The sequence below is a fragment of the Pseudobacteriovorax antillogorgiicola genome (assembly GCF_900177345.1).
Taxonomy (GTDB): domain Bacteria; phylum Bdellovibrionota_B; class Oligoflexia; order Oligoflexales; family Oligoflexaceae; genus Pseudobacteriovorax; species Pseudobacteriovorax antillogorgiicola.
On the sequence record NZ_FWZT01000004.1, the window covers coordinates 24,139 to 47,374 of the forward strand.

The window sequence follows — 23,236 nt, forward strand, 5'->3', positions numbered from 1 at the left end:
GGATGGATTGATCAGCCATTCTTAGAAGCGGTAGAAAGCAGTAAGCTGCATTCTCCAGATTGATCGAATCTCCTCAATGTTATCGTTACCATTTTCGTCAAGGTCGCTATAGATGTAGCGCCCAGAGGCTGTGTCGTAAGCAACGTCAACAACAGGAACTGTGAACGGGAAGTTGGGGTTCTTCTGCTGGCCCCACTTATTGTTCAAGAAGTTGGGTAGGTTCTGGATGTTTAGCGCGATTCCAGCCTTGCCATCACCGTAACCGGGGAGTTCTTGAGAAATCTTAAGGTCGATGTTGTCTACCCAGTCGCCTTTAAAGGCGTTTCTCGGCGCGATTTCTCCACGATACTCATCCAAGCCTGTTCGTGCTAGGTAGGCATTAAATGCAGCTTCATCGATTCCATCGAGAATGACATCGCTGCCATCACCCTTCGGCACGTAGAATAGCATTCTTTCACGTCGTGCAAACTCACGCTCTTCGCCGAATAGAGCACCTAGACGATCCCGATCGCCACCGAACGTATAGCTAAAGGGCTGCCCTGATCGTCGTTCAAAGAAAAGGTTAACGCTGGTCATGAGGTCCATTAGGAAATTTTGCTCATAACCAAAACGGAATACAAAGCGATGCTGTCGCTCATAGTTTGATGTTGCCAAACCGGGATCGTTAGGGTTGGTACCAATAGCCACCTGCCCATAGTTCGATACGGAGCGAGAGCTATTGCCAGGATTCACATCTTCTGATCGCTGCCAGTTGTAAGAACCGCTGAAGCTAAAGCCAGACATAAATGTCTTGCTAAGGGTTAGGTTCAGGTTGTGGCTAAAGCCTTTGTCCGTGTTGGTCAAAAGCAAGTCATAGCCGCGGCGAGTGTTGAAGTCCGTCCCGCTCTCTGTGTCTAAGTCCGTATCGTAAATCTGTCGTCCATCGGGAGCAACTGCGTTGGCGGTATTGTTATCAAATTGGGAGTTGTCTCGGCGAAGATCTTTCCAAAGAAGGGCTTGTTGCACCTGATCGTAGGTATAACTCGACTCAAGGAACCAGTTCTCGCCGAAGTCACCAAGCATGTCTAAATCGAAGCCATATTTTGCACCAAGAGCGAACTTTAGGTTTCGAGGTAGCTCGAAGTCGGGGTCGAGGGCATCCACGTTTCCGTCACCGGCCGTAAGTTGGTTTTTGAGGTCGTCTGGAATCGTTCGGCCGTCAAAGCCAGAAGCGCTACTAGCAGAGACGTCGTCAATATTTACGCCGTCGTTTGAGTAGTTGTTTGAGAGCCAGACGTTGGGGGTTCCACCAGCATAAATACCTAAACCACCAGTAAAGGTAAGTCTCTTAGCTGCCTGATAGGATAAACCAGCTCTGGGTAGAAATAGTTGCTTACCATCGAGGTCGGCGCGGTTGTCAAAGCCATATCGCTGTTCAAAGTTAGCATTATAGTTGATGTCACCCTTGCTGCTGTATAGCTCGGTTCGTAAACCAAAACGGGCGGTCAACTGCGGCGTGATTTGGTACTCGTCCTGGAGGTAGATTGTGGTGACATTGTATCCCCAGTCAGCAGCAACATCGTCCACGTTGTTGCTCAGAGCATTTTGATAGTAAAGATTACTTGGCTCTTGGGCTTCGAAGTCGTCGATTGTGTCAAATTCTGCGGTACCGGAAGAAAACGGCCCGAAAAGATTGTAGACATCAACAGTGTCAAGGTCGATACCACCAGTAATCAGGTGAGAGCCCAGTAGGTAGTTCGCCTCTGTACCAAAGTGAAGCGTGTTGGTTTCCAACTCGTTGGCTTGTCGGAAGGGGTCCGGACCGAGAACAATTTCAGGGCCACCGTCCTCAAGGGCCACAGTCATCTGTGCGAAGCCATCACCTTCAAGAGGGGTTGGATTAGACTTGGTCGTTTTTGTACTGAGTTCTACCTTGGTCGATAGTGCGTGGTCCCAGTCTGAAAATAGACGAAGGGATACGGTGCTTAGAGACTGCTTATTCTCATACCAGTTTGATGTAAGAGGAAGATAGTTTGATCTGGCAGTTCCATCTTCAACAGAGGTGCCGTCAACAGACTGGTATTTCGCTTCCAACCGGTGGCTGTCATTGATTTCATAGTCGAACTTAACGAGGAACTTAAGGTCTTCTGCCTTGTTGGACTGGCTTACCTTACCAGCGTTAAATCCGTAAATGCGGCTAGAAATATCCTGGACTCGGGCAACATCCGCTGCTGAGATGTCGCTAGCCTCGTTGCTTGCGCCAGATCCAGCGACGCCGTTGTAGTTCGGTGACGTTTGGGTTAGGGCTTCTGCTGCAAAGAAGTAGAAGAGCTTATCTTCGATGATCGGACCACCGACATGGATACCAACTCGATTTTCTTCGAATTCTGAAGATACGTCCGTATCCTTTGTTTTCTGTCCTTGCCATCGATCATTAGTATGAACAACGTTGATGCCAGCTTCTAAGTCATTGGAGCCAGACTTGGTAACGACGTTGATGTTACCACCAATGAAGTTGCCGTAACGGACATCGAATGGCGAGCGGTTGACAGCAATCTCTTCCGCGGCTCCCAATGGAATGGGCGATCGGAGCGAAGGGTAGCCGTTATTATTGAGGCCGAAGTCATCGTCCTGACGGATACCATCGATGGTTACTGAGTTGAAGCGGTTATTAGCACCACCCAAGTAAAGGCGATCGCCTTCAAGGTAGACATCCGGTGCAAAGCGAATGACATCCTTTAGGTCCCCTTGAGCAGTGGGTGCGGTTTCAATATCACCAGCATCGTAAACATTACCACTCATCTTCGGAGCTACACGCCCTCCAGTCACAGTAATGGTTTCCACCTCTCCGCTGCCACCGCCAATAGCGACCTCAAACGGCGGGTTGTTGCCTGCTGCTAGGGAGATACCCTCGTTTTTGATAGGTTCTGCACCAGAGCTTACTGTGGTGAGAGTGTATGGGCCACCGACTTTCAAACCGGTGAAAACGAATACCCCCGATGCGTTGGTTTCTGTGGTTTTTTTAACCAGACCCTTGTCATGTGACATGGTGACCTGAGCCCCTGCTACTGGCGAACCAGAGGCGTCAATGACTGTTCCTCGGAACCGAGCATTCGTGACCTGTGCAAATGCGTCCGAGACGCCAAGTAAAAATGCGAGGGGAACCAGAATCTTCAGGAGTCTCAACCTTGCTGATCTTTGACCAGCGCTTAAGAACGCTAACATGCTACCTATCCCTAAAAATTTACGATGACATGGCTCTGCTTTAGCAGAGACGACTTCTCTTAGCGTAATCTTAGGAAATTCTGTACGAGTAAATCTAGCCTTTATTAAAATTTTATTAAAAGAGTCGGAATTTTGGTTTTTGGTTCGTAGCTTTTACAGATTTAACACGGTCTTTGGGATGACAGCTCACATCCCTCACGAGCGCTACAGCTTCTACTACAGGTTGCTACTCTCAAGTAGCTATGACTAAGTAGCTTCGTGATCCGCTTTCATTCGGTTCAAAAAACATCAACAGGCCTTATAAAGCCAAAAGCCCCTTCTCGATAGTTTCGAACGATGCGTCGATGTTTTCCCCTGGCCCCTGCAGCTTGCTTAGACTCTTACCTTTTGCTACAGCATCAAGACCTAGGGCCACCTGCTCCTGGTACGATGACTGCCGGGCTTTAAGCTCTCGCGCCCAGTTGAAGTATACGTCGCTTACACCAAGGTAGGCGCGGACTAGCCTATCGCTCTTGGCTGGAATCAAAGCTGCAAGGCGTTTCCATGCGACCCAGCTCTGTAGTATGGCCGATTCTGCGTCAGCAAAGCGACCTAAATCCTGGTAGGTGCTAGCCAGGTTGTTAAAGGTGATGCCCAAGGCTTCGGCCCGAAGTTTCTGATCATCGATCAGTTTGGCAAACTGGACGCTTTTCTTTAATAGATTGATCGCAGCAAGGGGGTGGCTGAGATAGTGCATGTCAATCTCCATGCTGATCAAAGCTTGATGAGCCTCTGCTGGTGAGCCATGCTCTAGCAAATAATTAAGCGCCATGGTGTGGTAGCCAAGAGCTTGCCAATAGTCTTTTTGCTTTCTTTTAAGAGCGCCTACCTTTCGCAGAGCCTTCGCGAGGAGTCTGAATTCAGCAGCCGTTTTAGGCTGCGATGGAGGTGTGTTGAGTTCTTCGATTAACGCTTGCCAAGACGCATCAGCATCGCTTTCGAGGCCCAAATTCATAAGCTGCATCCCTTCGGCATAGCGATACCAGTACTTATTGAGTCCCTGGCTATCGCTGTGATCGAGAGATACATGAGAAGCTCCGTTTTCAAGCAGCTCCAGCTTGTCTGCTAATTCTTGATTTTGTGGCTTCAGGACGCCCTTGGGCAATGGGTCTTGCTTCAGGCTGGCACAAGACACCAATGCACTACAATATAAGGAAAAAAATGCAGCAAAAAGCGACTTCATTCTATAGGCCCACTCTTGATTGATTCGTGATATTTTGCCGGACTTGAGGCAAATCATAGACCGTCCCTTGTCAATGGGCAAGTTCGGATCAATTGAGTAGCTGCGAATCTGGCTTAGTTGGCCTATAATGGAGTTAGAAATCCTTTGCACGGAAAATATCTATGCCTCGCTTTGCCTCATTTGATCATCAACGGCTGTTCTATCGCGATATTGGGCAGGGGCAGCCTTGCGTTCTGATTCACGGCTTTTCGTTGGATAGTCGGCAATGGTTACCCTATATCACACCGCTGACTCATCGCTTTCGTTTCCTTCTCATCGATATGAGGGGGCACGGCCGATCAAAATCGGTGCACTTTGAAGGTCGGGATGTGATGGATGTTGCAGCCCAGGACATCAAGCATCTGATCAATCACATTGCATGCGATCATGTGATTCTTGGGGGCTACTCCCTGGGTTCTGCTGCCTCTCTCAGCTACCTCCAAGCCTTTGGTTTCGACAAAGTGGTGCGCTATCTGAACATTGATTTTTCACCCAAGTCTGATCACACCGAATCCTGGGGTTATGGATTAAACCACAAGTTGGTCGATGCGGTCGATGAGTTCAGAGCTGACTGCGATACTTTATTCAGAGACGGATATGATCGGTCCCAAGGCTTTGATGAATTGCCGCGATATTTTCTTGACTCATACACAGTCTTATTCCATCAGCTTGTTGTGAACCTCTTGCCCCAGAGGCAGGCCAAGCAAATCTTCCATCGACTCGATCGCAAGCATATTCTGGCCTACTGTAGAAGTCTTGCACCCCATTGGTCTGTCACCGTTGACTTGGTTTATGCCTTAACCCAGGGCTTTGATTTTCGCCCCATTATTAACGGCTCTCCGATTCCTATGGAATTCTTTGTAGGGCAGAGGTCCGAGTTTTTTCATCCCCATGGCAGCCTAGCGATGGCCGATGATGCAATGGTCACCGTCTTCAAGAAAAGCGGTCATGGCCTGCTGTTCACTGAGCCGCTCAAATTTTTCAGGTGTTTTAAGCGCTTTTTAGAGGGAAAGCCATCACAGGAATCTGTGACGCAAAAGCATCTTGGCTTTGCCAGTTGATAGGTGTGTGGTCTGAATAGAGGAGTTTATATGAGACTTAGCGCCGTAATTCTTACGACTGCATTAGCGACTTCGCCTTTGGCTCATGGGAAGACAGAGGCTACAGGCCTAGTCCAGTTTGAATATGGGCAGTCCTTCCCCCAAAACGAACTCACATCCTACTTTTCCCCAGGGGACGCCTATCGTTTGAGGCTCTTTGGTGGCGCAAAAATTAAATTAGGTGCAGTAGGACTCGGCTGGGATATCACCTATGCCAACTACGGATTGAAAGACGGCTTATCTGGTCACTATAACAGACTCCTTTGGGACTGGTTGTTTTTGCCAGTAGGGATCGGCTTTATCCAGTTGACTCCCGGACTGGCTTGGGTCGTCACAGATGTTGATGTTAGTGAGATGGGCCTCAAGGAGCAGAGTATTCGTCCCGCGGGAGTGTTATCGATCGGGGTTAAGCTAGGTATCATCAGCAACGTTGCGATCACCGCCCAGGTGCGAGGCGAGTCGGTTTGGGAGGATATGGAGCCTGTAGTTTTGCCCAATCAAGATGAAATTGACATTACCGGGCAGTTTGTAACCGCAACCGTAGGTGGAATGTTGTATTTCTGAAATCTTGCCAGCAGACCCATCCTGTGCTTATCTCCAGAGTAGTGTGAATCGGATCGGAAAGGGCCTCCATTGACCGAAAGTCAGCAACACGCCAAGCAGCAACCTTCCCGTTGGCGAAGCATACTCGCCAGCATAGCGATCGTTTTAGCCGTGATGGCCTTTGGGGCCGGGTATGCGGGGAGCTTTCTACTTCGCCAAGCCGAAGAGCCTCCACCTGTTGAAGGACGGCCTTATATGCTTGCATCCTACGTGATTCGAGGGAAGGATGTCTTTCACCGATCAGATTTAGAAACCCTTCAAGAAGGGGATCGTCTATTCCTTCACTTGGTCTCAGGAATACACGGGACCATTTATACAACTTGGCTGGATGCCCAAGGCAAGCCGACCAAAAGCTTCCCTGAAATGGTGCTGAAACATATGAAAATTCGTCCTAAGCTAGGCAATCAATTCTATCGGGAGCTGCGCTTGCAGGATGAAAGGCTTCCAGACTTTTTGATGATTGTTTGCCAGGGCCAAGATGTCCTTTCGCCCTATCGTCTCGAAAAGGCTATGGCGGGTGAGGGGGACTGTGTCCGCGAGCCTCTTTCCACCCAAGCCTTGTAGCCAGGTGCCACCGTTTTATCAGGCTGTCTTGCCAAAACCTTCCCTTGCAAGCTAAGCTGTCTTTGTCACTATGGAGATACTGGTTATGATTCGGTTAGCCCTGTATTCCCTTATGCTGAGCTCCTTGTCGTATGGCAAAACTTACGTTAAAACCTTTAAGTCTGAAAGCATGACGATCGGCCTTGAAAAGGTAGCCGATGGCCTAGGGGTTCCTTGGGGAATGGCATTCATTGATAGTAAAAATATCCTTGTTACAAGTCGCTCTGGAACCTTGTACTGGGTTGAAGGGGCCAAGAAAACCCCCATAAAGGGAGTACCGAAGGTTTATGCTGAAAGCCAAGGCGGATTGCTAGATGTGGCCCTCGACCCCGATTTCAAAAACAATCAAACCATCTATTTTACCTATAGTATCGCCTACCAAGGTGGCAATACCACTCGTTTGTCTTCAGCAATTCTCAGTAAGTATCAATTGAAGAATGTGAAATCCATATTCACCGCGGAACCGAAGGGCAGTCGCAACATCCACTTTGGCTCTCGTATTGCGTTCGATAGACAAGGCTACATTTATATTACAGTTGGCGATCGGGGGGAGCGGGACCGAGCCCAGAGCCTCGATAATCACTCAGGGAAGGTGATCCGGCTCCATCGTGATGGGAAAGTTCCCAAAGATAACCCCTTTGTTGGGAAAAAAGGAGCACGGCCCGAGATTTGGTCCTGGGGGCATCGAAATCCTCAGGGTCTTGCGATTCACCCTAAAACTGGCGCTTTGTGGGAGCAAGAGCACGGTCCCAGAGGTGGTGACGAGATCAATCTGATCAAAAAAGGTGTGAACTACGGCTGGCCCAAGATAACTTACGGCAAAGAGTATTGGGGACCGTCCATCGGACCAAGCAAGCAGAAGGGGCTGGCTCAACCCGTACATCACTACACACCCTCCATTGCCCCATCGGGCCTAGAGATTTACCAGGGGAAAGCCTATCCTAAGTGGAATGGCAATATCTTCTCGGGAGCGATGAAGCTGACTCATATCAATCGTCTAGTGCTCAATGGCAAAGGAGCTGTCGTCAAAGAGGAACGGCTCCTGGATGATTGGGGTGAGCGCATTCGAAACATAAAGCAGGGGCCTGATGACCTACTTTATATTGCTGTGGACTCGGGGCAGATCCTGCGACTCCTACCGGTGAAGTAGTTGTTTAACTTGTCTTCAAGCCGACGAGTGGTGTGGATACAGCCAATTGTTATCGGCTAACCGATAGGCTCTTCGTTTTAACTTTGCAGTATTTTTCTTAGCATTTTTTCTTTTTTTAAAGTAAACAACCCAAAGTAATTGAAGACTACATACTTGCTACGCTGTAGGGCAGACGCTCCTTTGAGAGTCTGCGATCTTCGGTAGCTCTAACTTTGGGAGACATTAATTATGACCCTTTGTCGATGGATGGCAGTGTCCATGCTGGTGTTTGGCTCCATGCCTGTATTAGCGGAAGATACAGGAGTTCCAGCTGAAATTGAGATCGATTACGAGCTGGATGTTTTGCCAGTTCTTGAGACCAACTGCACTGGCTGTCACAACGCAGCATTCCCCGCTGCGGGCATATCCCTTGCAAGCCAAGAAGATGTAATCGCCAATGCAGAGCTTGCCTATAATGCAATCTCTACCGGCCGGATGCCTTTAGGGAATCCAACTTTTGGTGAAAGTGAAGGCGGAATGATTCTTTCGGAGTGGCTTGCGCAACAGTTTGAAATTCCAGAGCCTGTAGAACCTACTCCTTGAACTTAGTCAGAGCCCGTTCGGGCTCTTAGACATTTCTAAAACTACTAAAAAACTTCGCTCCAGCCCATAGAAGACGTTGTACTGGTAAATCCATTTTGCCCCTTGCTATAGATCCATGTTAAGAGACATTGAACCTGAAATTTGTTCTTGATGGAGATGTGGCGATGAATAGGGTGGTGGCTGTATTGGTCTTAGTTGCGTCACATTTCATGAATGCAAGCCCTGTCGTGATCAAGGGCCAGCAAAGCAAGAATTTAGAGTCGTACCTGATTCTTCTTGAAGATCAGACGAGCGATCTAAGCCCTCAAGAAGCGCTCACGAAATTTCACTTTGGCGAGGGCCAATATTATGAAAATATGGATCGACGACTAGCCACAAGAGATAAGACGGAATGGGCTTTGATTCAGCTTGTCAATGATAGTGGAGCGCTACAGACTGCGTTTTTGGAATTCCGCTTCGCTCAAAGCAGTTCGGTTGCATTTTTCGTAGTCCAAGGTGGAAAAGTCCTCGCTACGAGTTCTGGACAAGGCGCAGCATTGTCTCAAGATTCTCAAACACTACCGTACCGTTATCCAGTGCTGTCTTGGGGGCTAAAAAAAGGTATGAATCAGGTGCTGGTGCGCATGCAATCATCAGGAGTTCTGAGTCTACCGCTCCACCTTGAGTGGGATCGTTCTCGCTATCTGTGGCGTTGGTGGTATGGGTTGGGCTTGCTCATACCCTTAACCCTAGTTGTTTGGCTTTACGCAGGAATGATTCACGCTCTGCTACACCCTTTAAAAAAGATGGTTCTTTTTTTATATGGTACTTTTATCGTCCTATTTTTTAGCAATCAGCTAGTGGCGTCTGGGCTGGTGTCATGGCACTGGCCTGCCTATGATGGCCAATGGCTATTGACCTACGGCTACCTGATAAGTGGAGTCTTATCTCAGGTCGCGTTATTTTTTGCTATGAGTCATGTCATAGGCCTACGATCGTCTCTAGGGCCAGTAATCTTAAAGTGGATTCTTTTAGTAAGCTCAGCCTTTATTATTATCAGTGCCAGTACTGGAGGAAAGCCGTGGCTCATATTAGTTTACTATGCCAACAGCGCACTTTGGGGAGTTCTCATATTGTGGCAGAGCTTATTATCAGCATGGCGACGGGAGCCATTAGGCATTGCCTTCGTTTTATCTTGGGTGCCTGGATTAGTCATCCTTGGAATATCAGGAGTTTTCTGGATCATCCAAAGTTCGATGCCTAGCTTAGTGATATTCTGGGTAGGGCTATGTCACATTTCTATATTCTTTAGCTATCTCATTATCAAACATCGTCGCCCCCTGCAAATTCAACAAGAACCGGCTTGGAAGCATCTAAAACCCAAGTTGCGTTAGCGAAAATCCGAGCTAGAAGTGATCGCATAAAGGTACTATATTCAATGAAGTACCGAAGTCCCGATCCTTTCACAGCTGAGGTAAATTGTGAATAGCATACAAAATAAACCTGACTTTATTGTTGGAGTGGGTGCCTCTGCCGGAGGCCTTGAGGCATTGCAAAGTTTCTTTAGCCATTTACCCGAAGACACCGGATTAGCATTTATCGTGATCCAGCATCTTTCTCCTGATTTTAAAAGTTTGATGGATCAACTGCTCGCAAAACTTACCAATATGAAAATTGTCGTAGCTGAGAACGAGATGGCTGTGGAGCGGAATACGGTTTACTTGATCCCGCCCAAAGTAAATATGACGATCAATCGCGGTTTTCTATTTCTGACCCAGCAGACGCGAGATCATAACCTCAATCTTCCCATTGATATCTTCTTCAAATCCTTGGCAGAGGATGCCCAAAGCCACGGGATTGCCGTGATCCTTTCAGGAACTGGCAGCGATGGCTCCCGCGGGGTGTTAGAAATCTCGGAGCACTGTGGGCTTGTGATTGTACAAGATCCAGAGGAAGCTAAGTTTGATGGGATGCCTAAAAGCGCTTTGTCGACCAATGCTGTAAATAAGGTGCTAGTCGCTGCTGATATCCCCAAATATATTGGCCAATATGTGGCAAACCCCTCTGTTCAGGAAAAACACCATGAAAAGTCCGGTAGTGATTCCTCGGATGATCTATACGCACAGATCTTTACTATCATCTATAACTATAAAAAGATTGATTTTAGTGAGTATAAAGAGAAAACTATATACCGCCGGATTGAGAGGAGACTTAAAGCGCTCCTTCTAAACTCTTTAGAAGATTATGTTGCGCGGCTCAAGTCAGATGAGCAGGAGAAGGAGCGACTCTGTCAAGATTTGCTGATTCGCGTGACGTCGTTCTTTCGCGATCAAACAGCATTTGAATTTCTAGCTAAAGAAGTCATTCCCAACATCTTTCATCGAAACTCTGAAACTCGCGAGATTCGGATTTGGGTCGCAGGTTGTGCCTCTGGAGAAGAGGTTTATTCCATAGCGATTTTATTCAAAGAGTATTCAGAGAAAATAAAGCAGGCCTATGATATCAAGATTTTCGGTAGTGATATCAATCGCGAGGCCCTTGCCTATGCCAATCAGGGAGTATATAACGAATCACAGATAGTCGAAATTGCACCCCACCATGTGGAGCAGTTCTTTAAGAAGCGAGATAATCAATATTACGTTTCTGCAGAGCTGCGTAATATGGTTGTCTTCGCAGCACAAAATGTACTGACTGATCCTCCATTTACCAAAGTGGATCTCGTAGTTTGTCGGAATCTGCTGATCTATTTAAAGCAAAGTGTTCAGGAACGGGTGATTTCTTCCTTCCACTTTGCCCTAAAGAAGAATGGTTATCTATTCCTTGGGCCGAGCGAAGGGTTAGGTAACTTCAGCCGGGATTTTGCAACGGAAAGCTCATCATTTCGTATGTTTCGCAAGACTAATGATTCGCGTTTTCCCCTTAGCGCTATGAAAGCCTCTCCAAATTCCAAAATCAAGCCTGTTCAAGCTCGGCCTGGAAATCGCCTGAAAGTGAATTCCATAACCAGTAGTAGCTACGATCGCATATTGGAGCACCTTCTCCATGATTGTATCGTCTTGAATGCAGATGAAGAGGTATTGCACCTGCTTGGCAATGCTAAGAACTACCTCAGTTTTCAATCAGGTCGAATGTCCAATAACATTGGTCAGCTTATTGATGATGAGCTGCGTTCTATCCTACTATCCGGTTTGTTTCGGGCCGAGAAGGAGGCGACTCCTGTTCGCTTTGAAAACATCAAACATTCGCAGATACCTCATCCTATCAATTTGATCATCACTCCTATTTTTGAGCCGGATACTCTAACTATCGGACTGTATCTAATTCATTTTGAAGATGGCGTCGAACATGTCAAGCAGACGAAAAATTACGACGTCAGCGACACATCCAAGCACATCATTAAAGATCTGGAGCTTCAACTTCGTATTAGCAAGGAGGAGCTGAATACAGCCTTAGAGGAATCAGAAACGACCAATGAAGAGCTGCAAGCCACCAATGAAGAGTTGCTAGCCTCTAACGAAGAGCTGCAATCCACCAACGAAGAGCTGCATAGCGTCAATGAAGAACTCTACACGGTGAACTCAGAGTTTCAAAAGAAAATCGAAGAACTGACTACCCTTGAAGATGACATTGATAACCTTCTCCAAAGTGCGAATATTGGCACGATCTTTATTGATAAAAACTTAAATATTCGGCGTATCACGCCCGCTATCTCAAAAAACTTTGGCATCCTAAACCATGACATCGGCAGGAGTATCGAGAGCTTCGTATATAAGTTTAATCACGAGAACTTAATTGATGTGATTCATGGGGTGATGGGGGGCGGGGTTGAGCGAACCCTACCAGCAAGAATCTACAATGAAAACTGGTACGTGATGAAGGTTATTCCCTATATGGTGAATCGATCCATAGGAGGGGCGGTGATTACCTTTCTCGACATCAATGAAGTCAAGTCTATGGAAGAAAAGCTTGATAGCTCTGAACATCGATTTATCCGATCTCATCAGGACTTTGTTGATTTCGCATACTTTTCATCAACTGATTTGAAAGGGCTTTTACAAGGTTTTAGCTTGCACCTAAACAAACTGATCGATGATTTTCCTAAGATAAAGTCTAATGAAAGCTGGCTCGCGTTACACCAGGATGGTGAAACTTTGGGGCGTATTGTTGACTGTTTTAGCAAGTTTTCTAATATCAGTCAGATGGAAATGAAGCTGGAAGATGTTGATTTGACTGCACTAATAGGGGACCTGACAAGGAGATTTAAGTCTGCAGGCTGCACATTCTTCTTCGACGACGATCTTCCCCACGCTTTCACTGATCACAGCGCGATATCTTATATCTTGGAGGCCTTGATCATGAACGGTGTGGTGTACAATCACTCATCAAAAAAAGTAATTGAATTGGGGGTAATCGATTCGGAAGGCGATGCTATGACGACAATCTATGTACGAGACAATGGTCAAGGCATACCGGCTAGAGATCTTGAGGGAGCTTTCAAAATGTTTAGACAGTTAGGAGACCCGGGGGAATCTTCCGTTGGATTGGGAGTTGGCTTGAGTTTCTCTAGGCGCTTCGCCGATCGCTTAGGAGGGAAAATTTGGCTTGAGTCGGAAGAAAATGTAGGTACTACTGCCTATTTGCAACTACCTAAACTAAACTAAATTCATCAAAGTTCACCCGAATATCATATTTTCCGATGAACAATCGGCCGATACTTGTGTAGAGTATGTCGGAGAGAATAGGTTTAAGCATGACTATATGCCGTGAAGAGTATCAACTCAATAATTTGCTCAAGATCAATCAGTTCTGGCGTCGGGCTATTCATGTCAGTGACTTAGAGAAAATCGCACGCTTATCGCACAGCTACTTGGAGTCCGAATTGAATCTGATGCAGGCTGCGATCTATTTCCTGGAAGAAAGCAACCAGGCAACTCGCCTTGTATCGACCGTGGGCGCTGGGACTCCCGAAAAAATCGAAATGAAGGCCTTCGGAAGCGCGGTTGGCTATGTTGCGATTGTTATTGAAGATGAGCTATCAGAATCCGACAGGAACCTGCTTCATCTTATTATTGAAACGACTGGGGTCTTGTTGCAATCCCAAAAGCAAAGGGAACTCAGAACTCGTCGCATGCTTAAAAGTGCGCTCAACCAGGAACATGAGCAACTGAAGGCTCTCAATCATGATCTGAATGCAGCCCTACAGCATAGAACTGACTTCTTGTCTAAAATGAGCCATGAGATCCGTACGCCCATGAATGCAATATTGGGAATTTCCAAAATCATGAAAGAGGAGATCAAAGATCCTCATCAGCTCAGAAATCTCGATGTAATTTTGAACGCAGGAGAAAATCTCCTCAGCTTGATCAACGATATTCTTGATTTTTCAAAGCTTGAAGCGCGGCAGCTTCAGCTTGATATCGTGAAGTTTGATCTGCATAAGGTGGTTAGTGAAGTTACTAACCTTTTCAAGGCAAAATCTCAGGGACTGATTGAAGTTAAAAACGATATTCTTCATGGTGTCTACCAGTATCGCTATGGAGATAGCCTCCGTCTGAAGCAAGTTCTGATCAATCTAGTTGGCAATGCCTTAAAATTCACCAAACAAGGCTTTGTTGCAATCAGACTGAAAGAGCTTGGTAAGGATAAAGTACTTTTTACTGTTTCAGATACGGGAATTGGTATTCCTGATAGTAAGAAGGCTGAAATTTTTTCAGAGTTTTCTCAGGTCGATCAGTCGACAACAAGAAAGTATGGTGGCACAGGCTTAGGTTTAGCTATATCGAAACAGGTCATTGAGGTTATGGGAGGGCGTATCTGGGTTGAGGATAACAGCCAAGAAAAAAGTGGTTCGAATTTTTGCTTTCAGGTGATCCTACCGGTAGTCGAAGATGCTGCCATAGGTGAGAAGCTCAATGATAGCCAGCCACTGGCAATGCAGAACGCTCTGCAAGAAACCATGCGGCAGAATGCCAAAATACTATTTGTCGATGACTCACCAGACAATACCTTTCTAGCTAAGGCAATATTTAAGAAAACGGACTTTTCAGTCGACTATGCTGAAAACGGACGTATCGCTGTTGATAAGTTTAAGAGCCAAAACTACGACTTTGTATTTCTTGATTTACAGATGCCCGAAATGGATGGTAACGAAGCGGTGGTGCACATGAGGCAGATCGAGGAAGAGGAGCGTCGCGAACCATCAACCGTTATAGCCTTAACCGCCGATATATACGGAAACGAGAGAGAGTCCTTGATCAAGATCGGCTTTGATGAAAAGCTGGTAAAGCCTATTGATAAAGAAGAGATTCTTAGACAGTTTACGTGTCTAACAATTAGCAAGAAGGCTAGTTAAAGCCTTGGCTCCGAACTGGGGGAGGAGGCATCATGAAGCTTAGCTGTATCTATCGGATTTCACCAACCAATATCATTGATCATGTGGATAGCAACTTTGCAGAGTTCGCTAGCGAAGCGGGAGCTTCAACCTTAGCCGAGGGGGTGATCGGCAAGCCGTTTACAACCTTCATTGCTGGTAGTGAGCTTCGCTCTTACTTCTACCAAGTGTTTATGTCAGCACGCTGCAACCGCAAGGTGCAACAGATTCCATTTCGCTGTGATTCTCCTGATATGGCCAGAGAGATGCTTTTAGAGATCGTTCCAAGAGAAGATCGCAGTCTTCAGATAAAGACTTATCTAGTCAAAGAGTGGTCAACGCCTCACAACGTTCTATTGGAGGCCCCATCAGCTCGTACCCGTGCACGAAGTAAGCAAGAGTCGCTTCTGCTGTGCAGCATCTGCCTAAGAGTCTTTAATGCGAACTTCCACTCGTGGGAAGATATTCAACAATTTGCAGCTCGATGCCAGTTTTTTAGCAAAGAGGGAACACAAGTTCCTAGATTACAGAGGACCGTATGTGAAATCTGCGAAGCCTTGGGCAGCGGCTGTCAGTACCTTATTACTGAATCGGATGGCTATCCGAGCTCCAAGGATCTACTGGTTTTTTTACATGGTGCGGGTCAAGGTACATGGCTTATGAGAATGCAGGTTCCCCCTCGGGTGATCTATGACTTCGATGCTAGATTCCCAAGATTCACACTAGTATCGCCTATCTCAACAGGACGCCAGTGGAACCTAGACGATATTGAATCAATCATTAAGGACATGGTGGATAATCATGGCTATAGCCCAAATCGAATTGTCTTAGCCGGAATCAGTGTTGGGGGTACCGCTGTCTTGGAGTTGGTGGCGCGAAATGCCTTTCCCTACCTAGGCTATTCCGTAGTCGGTGCTGTTCCAAAGATTTCCGATGCAAAGGCATTGAGCAATTGTCCGTCTATCATCTATCACGGCAAGGATGATCAGGTAGTGTCATATAAATTAGTGGAAAGTATGGTGTCAGCAATCAAGCTTCAAGGAGGGCTATCGGAGTTTGTGCCCCTTAGCTGGGGGCACGATTGCTGGCATCAAGTGTATGATGCCAGCCAAAAAACGAGTTTTTGGACTTGGTATCGTAAGCTCTTAGAAGAGGCTAGGGACTCCAATCAAAGTTAGGATCGCGTTTGTGATGCCTGCTAAGCCTTCACCAGCGATGAGCCCACACGACACTGCGAAAACCAATGCTTCAAAGCTACTCGGACGCCATCGCTGCCAAATCATGTAAGCTAGGGAGCCGAGGAACATGATAATGGAGTATTTTGCCGGAACGATAAAAGCAATGCCTAAAGCCAAACCACTTGGCGTATAGGGAGCAAGCTTCGGGTAAAAGCGCTTGATTGCAGGGAACAAACCTCCCAGCAGGAAGCCAGCTAGCATTCCCCAACCAGCCATGGGTGGTAAGGCGGCGAAGCCTTTCGACATCACCTCGGCGACAGCCTTCCAGGCTTGGGCAGCAGGAGCTGTGAGAGGGGAGTTTGCTGCTCCGATATCATAGGCCTGATCGAATACAAGGTAAACGGGTACAGCAAAAAATACCCCAGAGAGAATGCCGATCAATTGGGCTTTAAATTGGGCTTTGGGAGAAGCTCCCAGTAGGTGGCCTGTTTTCAAGTCTTGCATCATATCGCCAGCCTGGGACGCGCCAGCACCAGTTATACCAGCTGACATGAGATTCGTTGCCATCGAGGAGGACACGGAACCAAAAATCGCTTGGGTGACCTTACCCATGCCTCCTACGGGATTAATATCGGTTTCTCCAATAGAGCGAACGGCGACGTTGGCAAGGATCGTTGATAGAAAGATAGCAACGACTGTAAGTAAGGGAGGAATGTGAAAGACAAGACTAGCAACGATCGTTGTGGCGATGCTTGCAAGGGCGAAGCCGCCCATCCACCAGCTGTTTGGAATACTTGTCGATTCTTGGGATGTCTCTTTTAAATCTCCATGGGACATCGCATCTCTTGTTCCTCGGAACGCTGTCATGAAGGTTTTCCAAGAAAGGGCAAGTGAAACTAAGCCGTCTGCTACCATGATGGCTACTCCAACCCACAGAATCCAACCCCGCACACCCCAAAGCTTGCTTTCTTGGTCGAATATAACCATGGGATTTTCATGGGGGGCCCAACCAATGCTTTGGATGGAGGGGCCAAGGAGAGCCCAGCCTGCAATGGCACCACCTATGAGTGAAGCGCCGACACGAGGACCAATCAATAGCCCAGCTCCGAACAACATTGGGCTCACGGCGAGCTTAAAGCCCCAAAGCGCCATGACACCCAGAGCAGAGATGTCGAACCACTTATGAAACGGCGGCGATTCTAGCTGAGGTATGAAGTATGACGAAACTATATATAGAAATGCTCCAACACTAAAATAACTGAGGACCTTAGCTTTTCGCAAGGATTCACCAGCCGATGCGAACATGGCAACGATTGTATTTGCTGTGGCCGTACCAGTGGGAAATCGTAATTTCTCGATTACCACATACTGGCGACGAAGAGGTACGGCGAGCATCACACCTAAATAGGCGATTGCTAACGACCATGCGAACAAACCCCAGGTAGGGATCTCTTCCCCCAACATCCCCATGGCAGGTATTGGTGCTAAAAGCCCAGCAGCAGAAGCCATAGATCCGGCTCCTGAACCGGCTGTTTGTGTGATATTTGCTTCAAGCACGGAGTAGGGTTTTTTCGGTTTGATAAGTGCGAAGAGTCCGAAGCCAAGGATAGCCGCCATCAATGAACCACCGATGCTCCAGCCAATCTTTAGGCCAAGGTAGAGGTTCATGCTGGTAACTATTCCACCAAGAAGGCAACCAGCGGCTACCGCCCGAAAGGTTAATTGGGACTCCCCTTCCTGCGGAATGTAAATTTGCTCGTCGTGCGTTTGATTCATGTGTTTCTATGCCCCGTAACTCATTGAAATTCCCTACAGACATGGCAGTCTGACATTCATTTTGGGCCGCGACCATAGCTCATCAGTGCCAAATATACCAGTAAAAGTTTCGGTGCCTTGGAGCAAGATGTCTAATCCAGAGCGCTGCCAATTGGGAAATGTCCGAAGCTACTCCTCCGAATTACTACATCAAATTAGCTGTGATAAAGGAGCCGTAGGGTGCGGCCGATAGAGACTTCCAGGAGGCCCTTAAATGTTGCGATACTTATACCTTATGGGAGCGATTCTTTCGTTTTCTTGCAGCGATCCAAGTAAGCTAGTCGGTAGCAATCCTGATCAAGCGGAAGAATCAAATGCGCCGAAAGCCGTTCAGAGAACGTCCAATGAGGAGCCAGAACCTGACACTATCGTGAGCGAGCCGGTGAGTATTGCTGGTGCCTTCTTAAGCTGCCAAAGATCTGAGGGCTCTGAAAGCGCAGCCATGGCTTGTCAAATCGATGAAGCGGGAATTCAAGCTGGTTTTGGAGCTGGTAGGGTAGAGATGCTTAACCTTTATTCTTTGGCAGATGATAGGGCTTTTGCCGATCACCCATTTACTTTTCCAAATGAAAACAGCTTGGAGTTTGAATTGCCTGCTATTAATACCATGTGGCGGATCGAGCTTGTATACCCTGGTGGTCAAATGCTCCGCGACTGGGAGGTGAGCCGCGATGCTTCTGTTAATAATTTGCTTGAGGACGGTGACTTCGAGGCGATCAGTGTTGCTGATAATGCAACGGATGTTTCCTTTCGCATCTATGTTGCGAATGGAGAGGGCTCCGCTTGGACGGCGACTCTTCAAGAGGATAATAACTGCCCTGATATGATCCCTGTCTTTGAGCTTAATACCAGCAACCCCACTACAGGTGAAGCGGCAAAGTTTGGGCAGCAGTTTCTCGATCTTGACGGAGGCTGCTTTACCGATCCCTCTATTGAGGCAGGAAATGTCGGAATTGAGCAGGATCTTGAACTTACAGCGGGCAGCCTTTATCTGCTAGACTTCTGGTATAATGCCCGTAACAATCCAGCGAAATCCATGGGTATGGAAGTTAAGGTCAACGGCGATACTCTTTGGCAGGAAGCAACGATCACATACCAGGCGGACTGGCGCCGTGGGAAGCTTATCTTTAAAGCTCAAGTTGATCGGGTCAAGGTTGAGTTCCTAGAAATAGGAGTATCCGATCGAGCTGGTACCGCATTGGATGGAATACGTGTGATTGCCATTCCCGCTGGCTAGTGGTATTTCGAGCGGCGCATCTAGGCTGCAGATATCTCTAAAATCTGACTGTGATCATTATCCAACCGCTCTATCAACACAAAGGTACAGTCATCTTCGGCTGGATGACCTTCAGAAACGCTCTGGATAGCTTCTTTGATCTTCTGGGCCTTATCTTGAATGCTAGCTTCACAACTGAGTAATTTGCCAATAGCTCTGGTGGTGAGCACCTGACCTTCTGCTGACGAGTTCTCGGTGAGACCATCTGTATACATGAATATCACGGAGCCTGGTGAAAATGTGAATTGACTCACTCTAAACTTGGGGTCTTTTCGAAATCCCATGGGAGAGCCAGGTATGATCATAGGCTTGATCGACTGATCCTGAAGTAACATCAAACCAGGGTGGCCAGCATTCAGGTAGTAAGCCTTGTCCTCGACGCGATCCACCATGACTACAGCCATTGTCAATAGAATCGCGTCATCATCAGAGTTACAATCGATAATCACCCGGTTGAGGTTGCTAGCAAGGCGAAGTAGAAACTCTTGAGGTTCACATGAACTATGCTCATCATTCATATAAGACTTAATCGCACCTGCAACACTGCCTGTCATCAGAGCTGACGATAAGCCATGGCCTGTTACATCACCGATAAAGAATAGCCCCCAGTTGTTGCGCTCGTGAAAGGAATACCAATCACCTCCGACAATATCAGCAGTGTGATAGTAACTGGCAAGGGAAAAACCAGGGATTTTATCACGAGCAAGAAAACGATTTTGGACGAGACTTGCAGCTTCTAAGGATGCCTGTAATGCCTGCTGAGAGCCTAAGATCTTGATTCTATCCCGATTGATCAGATTGATTCTGTCTCCCAGTGCCAGAGCAAGACATGTCGCTAGACCAGCTGAGCCGAAAAGCAAGCCCTTGTCTGATTGGAGAAATTTGTCAGTAAAGCCGAGTATTGCGCTTACAGCGAGGGCATTACCCAGGCAAAGTAGTAGCCAGCCTCCCAGGTTGTAGTATGCAGGTCGATAACCTTTCAATACCATCCAAAAAGCGCAAATGAAAACTGGAATCATCGTGATAAGATTGCCAAGAAGGATCAGAGAGGTGTTAAGCAAACGAGAATTTGATAGGCCTACCAGAAGCCAAAAAACAAGCATCAACCGACTGACCCACACAAACAAGCGGTGAAGCTTTGGTGACGAGTGTCTCAAGTCATAGAAGTTGCTGGTAAATTGAGCCACACTGTAAAGGCAGAGGTGCGGTGACAGCATGATAAAGAGACTCGGATCGTAGTAAGGAATGTCCAAGAGGTCGAGGACATAAAGGTAGAAGTTGCTGAAGTGGGCATTGAAGGTCAAGAAGGTAAAGAAGACAACTGCGGGCCAAAGAAAAACGACTTCGCGGGTGGTAGCCCACATGATAAAAAATGAGATCACGAATACCCCTACAACACTGACGAGTGCTGACATGAGCATTGTTTCCTGCAAAACGTAGTCTTGAAAGACTCGTGTTGTCCAAAGATCGATATTACCCTTAAGAAAGTCCGCCCCTGTAATTTTGGCATAAACGACTGTTGTCCCTGGCAGAAGTTCTAAAGAGGCGTGAAGGAGTCGGTAGCCGTAATCTCGCTGATCTAGGGAATGATCTCGACTCAGACTTCGTCGTTGCTCAAGGCCGGGGTATTGAATGACAAGATCGATTGCGTGAACGGTATCCCAGCGATGCTGCATGACAACTTCAATAGGTTCTGTCGTTGGGTTATGAAGCACGTATCGGGCAAAAAGGGCATTTTTTTCTGCCTTTGGCCCAAAGTGTCCTGTTGTGGATGCTGCTTGTTCAGTATAACGGTGTGGGGAGCGACTTGCTGCGCTGACGGATAAGTCTTGTGAGTCGATAAAGTAACGCCCCCATAATGCCATCTCTACACCATCCATCGTCTTACTTACGGGAAGTGCTTCTTGAGGGCTACCTTGGGCCAACGAACTAGCGACAATGGCCAGCCCGCTAAGCAAAACTTTTAAAGCGTTCGTCATCGACAGGTCTCCTAGTTCTCCCATCGGATCAACTATAAAGAAATCAAAGGGTTTGGCCCTATTCTGATCTATTGGTAGGAAATCTAAATTCGAATGGCATCGCAAGAGAACAAGTAGCTCGGTTTCCTAAATCACAAAAAAACCTGGAAAGTGATGAAACATCGCTATCATGAAAGCTATTCAGACTCTCAGGGGGCTGCCTTGTAAGCGGTGAGTTCAGTGCGGACAGTGGTGCCATGACTTTCAGGGTGTTGACTGATGTCGCGACTTTCAACGGCGACGGTGCCGCCGTATTGCTCGATGAAATACTTGGCTAAAGGCATCCCGAAGCCAGTTCCTGATTCATCTTCTGTACCTGGCCGAGACGTGGCCTTAGATGGTGAAAAAATACTCTCTAAGATGTTCTTGGGGATGCCGATTCCTTGGTCGATAACCTCTAATATGATTTTGCCTTGGTTCATATATGCGCGAATTTTGATGTCGTCGCCTTTTTTCGAAAACTTAATTGCGTTGGATACAAAGTTGCTGATCACGTCATGAGACAAGGATGTTGGCTCTGCAAGCGCCAGCAGGTCGTCTTCTGAATTCGCGGCTAGATTAAAAGTCAGGGTGATTCCTTTGGCTTTTGCCTTCTGTTCGAGATTGAACTGAACATCGCTAAACAGGGATTTGATGCTGACTGACTCTAACGTTACCTTGAATTTGCCTGACTTGATCGACTGGATTCGGCGCACCTGAGCGATGATAGCATTGATCGAGCGACTGGCGCGATCAACATTTTCAAAGATTTTTTGTAGTTTTGGATCTTCAATATTAAGCTTCTGAGCCATTTTCTTAGCCAGTATGATAACACTTAGGGGATTGGCAATGTCGTGACACACAACCTGAACCAAAGTTCTAAGATTTGCCGCTTCAGCATCGGACATCTCTTTGGCAAACTGGTATTCCTGATATTCCTTGAAATGCCAAGATAGGGCGATCATGGTGAACAGCATTTCTAGGGCGCCTCCGAAGAGTGGGGTAAATGCCACAAAGTAGCTTTTTTCTATGACCCCCTGATTGCCTAGAGTCCAGATGATGATGGTACAGATAAAAATAAATGTGCCAGTCGCATAATAGATCGCCGATTTTCTTCCACGATAAACCGCATAACAGGCGAGAAAAAACGATGCGAACATAGTGCTCGCTTGAGATCCAACCAATAGCAATGCTCCAAAGGGCGACCGTTCGATGAAGCTATATATGGCTACCATAAGACAATAGCAGAGAAGAGCTTGGGCGAATCGGAACACCCATTTCGAAAGAGATTTGAGATTCAAAAATTGTATCGTATACATCATCGTTAGGATAGGACTTATGGCCATAGCATGTCTAGCTTGTTGGTTCGAGGTTAATGGCCCCAATTGAATATCCCAATACTCTAAAAAACCTGAATAAATAAATGCTGAAACAGCGATGCTGCCAGCGAACAGGCCATAGATAAGATATTCAATTCTTCGTAGAAACAGATAGAGACACAAACTGTAAATCACTAGGCTCGTCATCATTCCGAAATATGCAAAGTGGGTTAGGTCGAGCTGCACTTGGGTCATCAACAAGCTATTTTCGTCGAAGAGATGCAAGTCCAGAGTCATATCCAGCGATGAGTACGTTCGGAAGTAAAATCGCTGCATGCTCTTGGCGGGAATATTGACCTCAAAGAAATGAAGTCGCCGAAACGACTCCCGCTCAGCAATTGGGACCGAGGTGCCGCCGCGGTGTTGGATGATCCGGTCCCCAACGACTTCATACATATCAAGCACAAGTGGATCAGGTCGAAGGCTGCCAATATAGGCATGGAGTGGGTATTCTTTGTCGTTCGTGATGTCCACATAGAGCCAAAATACCGAATCAGTGTAGCCGTAACTGATTCGTCCGGTCTCTTTCAGGGACTGGAATTTTGCGGTCATTGGGCCCGAGATGATATCGTGCGCTGTGAGTTGGCCTGTCTTATCTTCGTAGACAAAAGCTTCGTAGCTTAGCTTGCGATCGATAATCGGCTTTGGTGAAGCGCTTAAGACTTCCAAAGAAAGCAGGCTAAATAGCAATGTAGATAAGAAGTATCTCAAGCTAGTATCCAGGGTGCTTTTGATTTTA

General features: G+C 47.0%; 15 protein-coding genes. 10 read left to right on the plus strand and 5 right to left on the minus strand.

All coding sequences use genetic code 11. The features are described 5' to 3' along the window. Nucleotides 1-21 precede the first annotated feature (21 nt). Both B9N89_RS06305 and B9N89_RS06310 read right to left on the minus strand, forming a co-directional pair. The gene (locus tag B9N89_RS06305; RefSeq protein WP_132317011.1) at nt 22-3,204 is read right to left on the minus strand and encodes a TonB-dependent receptor; all 3,183 of its coding nucleotides are present in this window, start codon (nt 3,202-3,204) and stop codon (nt 22-24) included. 298 nt (nt 3,205-3,502) lie between these two features. After that, complete coding sequence (locus B9N89_RS06310; RefSeq protein ID WP_159455184.1) at nt 3,503-4,576, minus strand: tetratricopeptide repeat protein; 1,074 nt, start codon at nt 4,574-4,576, stop codon at nt 3,503-3,505. 11 nt (nt 4,577-4,587) lie between these two features. Between B9N89_RS06310 and B9N89_RS06315 the strand changes: the two genes are divergently transcribed. The 9 genes from B9N89_RS06315 to B9N89_RS06355 all read left to right on the plus strand — a co-directional run bounded on the left by B9N89_RS06315 (nt 4,588) and on the right by B9N89_RS06355 (nt 16,030). Continuing rightward, on the plus strand, nt 4,588-5,526 hold the full coding sequence (locus B9N89_RS06315) for an alpha/beta fold hydrolase (protein ID WP_132317007.1): 939 nt from the start codon (nt 4,588-4,590) through the stop codon (nt 5,524-5,526). A gap of 30 nt (nt 5,527-5,556) precedes the next feature. Next, a complete protein-coding gene (locus tag B9N89_RS06320) occupies nt 5,557-6,129 on the plus strand; it encodes a hypothetical protein (RefSeq protein ID WP_132317005.1) in 573 nt (190 codons plus the stop codon). A gap of 69 nt (nt 6,130-6,198) precedes the next feature. Next, nucleotides 6,199-6,732, plus strand: coding sequence for a hypothetical protein (locus tag B9N89_RS06325; RefSeq protein WP_132317003.1), 534 nt, complete (start codon nt 6,199-6,201; stop codon nt 6,730-6,732). An 85-nt stretch (nt 6,733-6,817) separates the two neighbouring features. Next, nucleotides 6,818-7,921, plus strand: a complete 1,104-nt coding sequence (locus B9N89_RS06330) for a PQQ-dependent sugar dehydrogenase (RefSeq protein ID WP_159455185.1) — start codon at nt 6,818-6,820, stop codon at nt 7,919-7,921. Between the two features lie 228 nt (nt 7,922-8,149). Then, nucleotides 8,150-8,503, plus strand: a complete 354-nt coding sequence (locus tag B9N89_RS06335) for a hypothetical protein (protein ID WP_132316999.1) — start codon at nt 8,150-8,152, stop codon at nt 8,501-8,503. A 164-nt stretch (nt 8,504-8,667) separates the two neighbouring features. Further along, complete coding sequence (locus tag B9N89_RS06340) at nt 8,668-9,876, plus strand: 7TM-DISM domain-containing protein (RefSeq protein ID WP_132316997.1); 1,209 nt, start codon at nt 8,668-8,670, stop codon at nt 9,874-9,876. A gap of 87 nt (nt 9,877-9,963) precedes the next feature. After that, nucleotides 9,964-13,143 carry a CheR family methyltransferase gene (locus B9N89_RS06345; protein WP_132316995.1) on the plus strand — a complete coding sequence of 1,060 codons (3,180 nt, stop codon included), beginning with the start codon at nt 9,964-9,966 and terminating at the stop codon, nt 13,141-13,143. 89 nt (nt 13,144-13,232) lie between these two features. Further along, on the plus strand, nt 13,233-14,834 hold the full coding sequence (locus B9N89_RS06350) for an ATP-binding protein (RefSeq protein WP_165931695.1): 1,602 nt from the start codon (nt 13,233-13,235) through the stop codon (nt 14,832-14,834). Nucleotides 14,835-14,866: 32 nt separating this feature from the next. Beyond that, a complete protein-coding gene (locus B9N89_RS06355; protein ID WP_132316991.1) occupies nt 14,867-16,030 on the plus strand; it encodes an alpha/beta hydrolase in 1,164 nt (387 codons plus the stop codon). Here the strand turns inward: B9N89_RS06355 and B9N89_RS06360 are convergent. Beyond that, nucleotides 15,998-17,806, minus strand: coding sequence for an OPT family oligopeptide transporter (locus tag B9N89_RS06360; protein WP_132316989.1), 1,809 nt, complete (start codon nt 17,804-17,806; stop codon nt 15,998-16,000). The two genes, B9N89_RS06355 and B9N89_RS06360, sit on opposite strands and share 33 nt — an antisense overlap. Nucleotides 17,807-18,059: 253 nt before the next feature. Here B9N89_RS06360 and B9N89_RS06365 point away from each other — a divergent pair, with 253 nt between their 5' ends. After that, entirely contained in the window at nt 18,060-19,082 is a 1,023-nt protein-coding gene (locus B9N89_RS06365; RefSeq protein ID WP_132316987.1) for a hypothetical protein, read from the plus strand. A gap of 20 nt (nt 19,083-19,102) precedes the next feature. On the opposite strand, the gene B9N89_RS06370 is transcribed toward B9N89_RS06365, so the two are convergent. Both B9N89_RS06370 and B9N89_RS06375 read right to left on the minus strand, forming a co-directional pair. Continuing rightward, nucleotides 19,103-21,100: a SpoIIE family protein phosphatase gene (locus B9N89_RS06370; protein WP_159455186.1), complete on the minus strand. Its 1,998-nt coding sequence runs from the start codon at nt 21,098-21,100 to the stop codon at nt 19,103-19,105. A 188-nt stretch (nt 21,101-21,288) separates the two neighbouring features. Continuing rightward, nucleotides 21,289-23,208 carry a sensor histidine kinase gene (locus tag B9N89_RS06375; RefSeq protein ID WP_132316983.1) on the minus strand — a complete coding sequence of 640 codons (1,920 nt, stop codon included), beginning with the start codon at nt 23,206-23,208 and terminating at the stop codon, nt 21,289-21,291. Nucleotides 23,209-23,236: the final 28 nt, after the last annotated feature.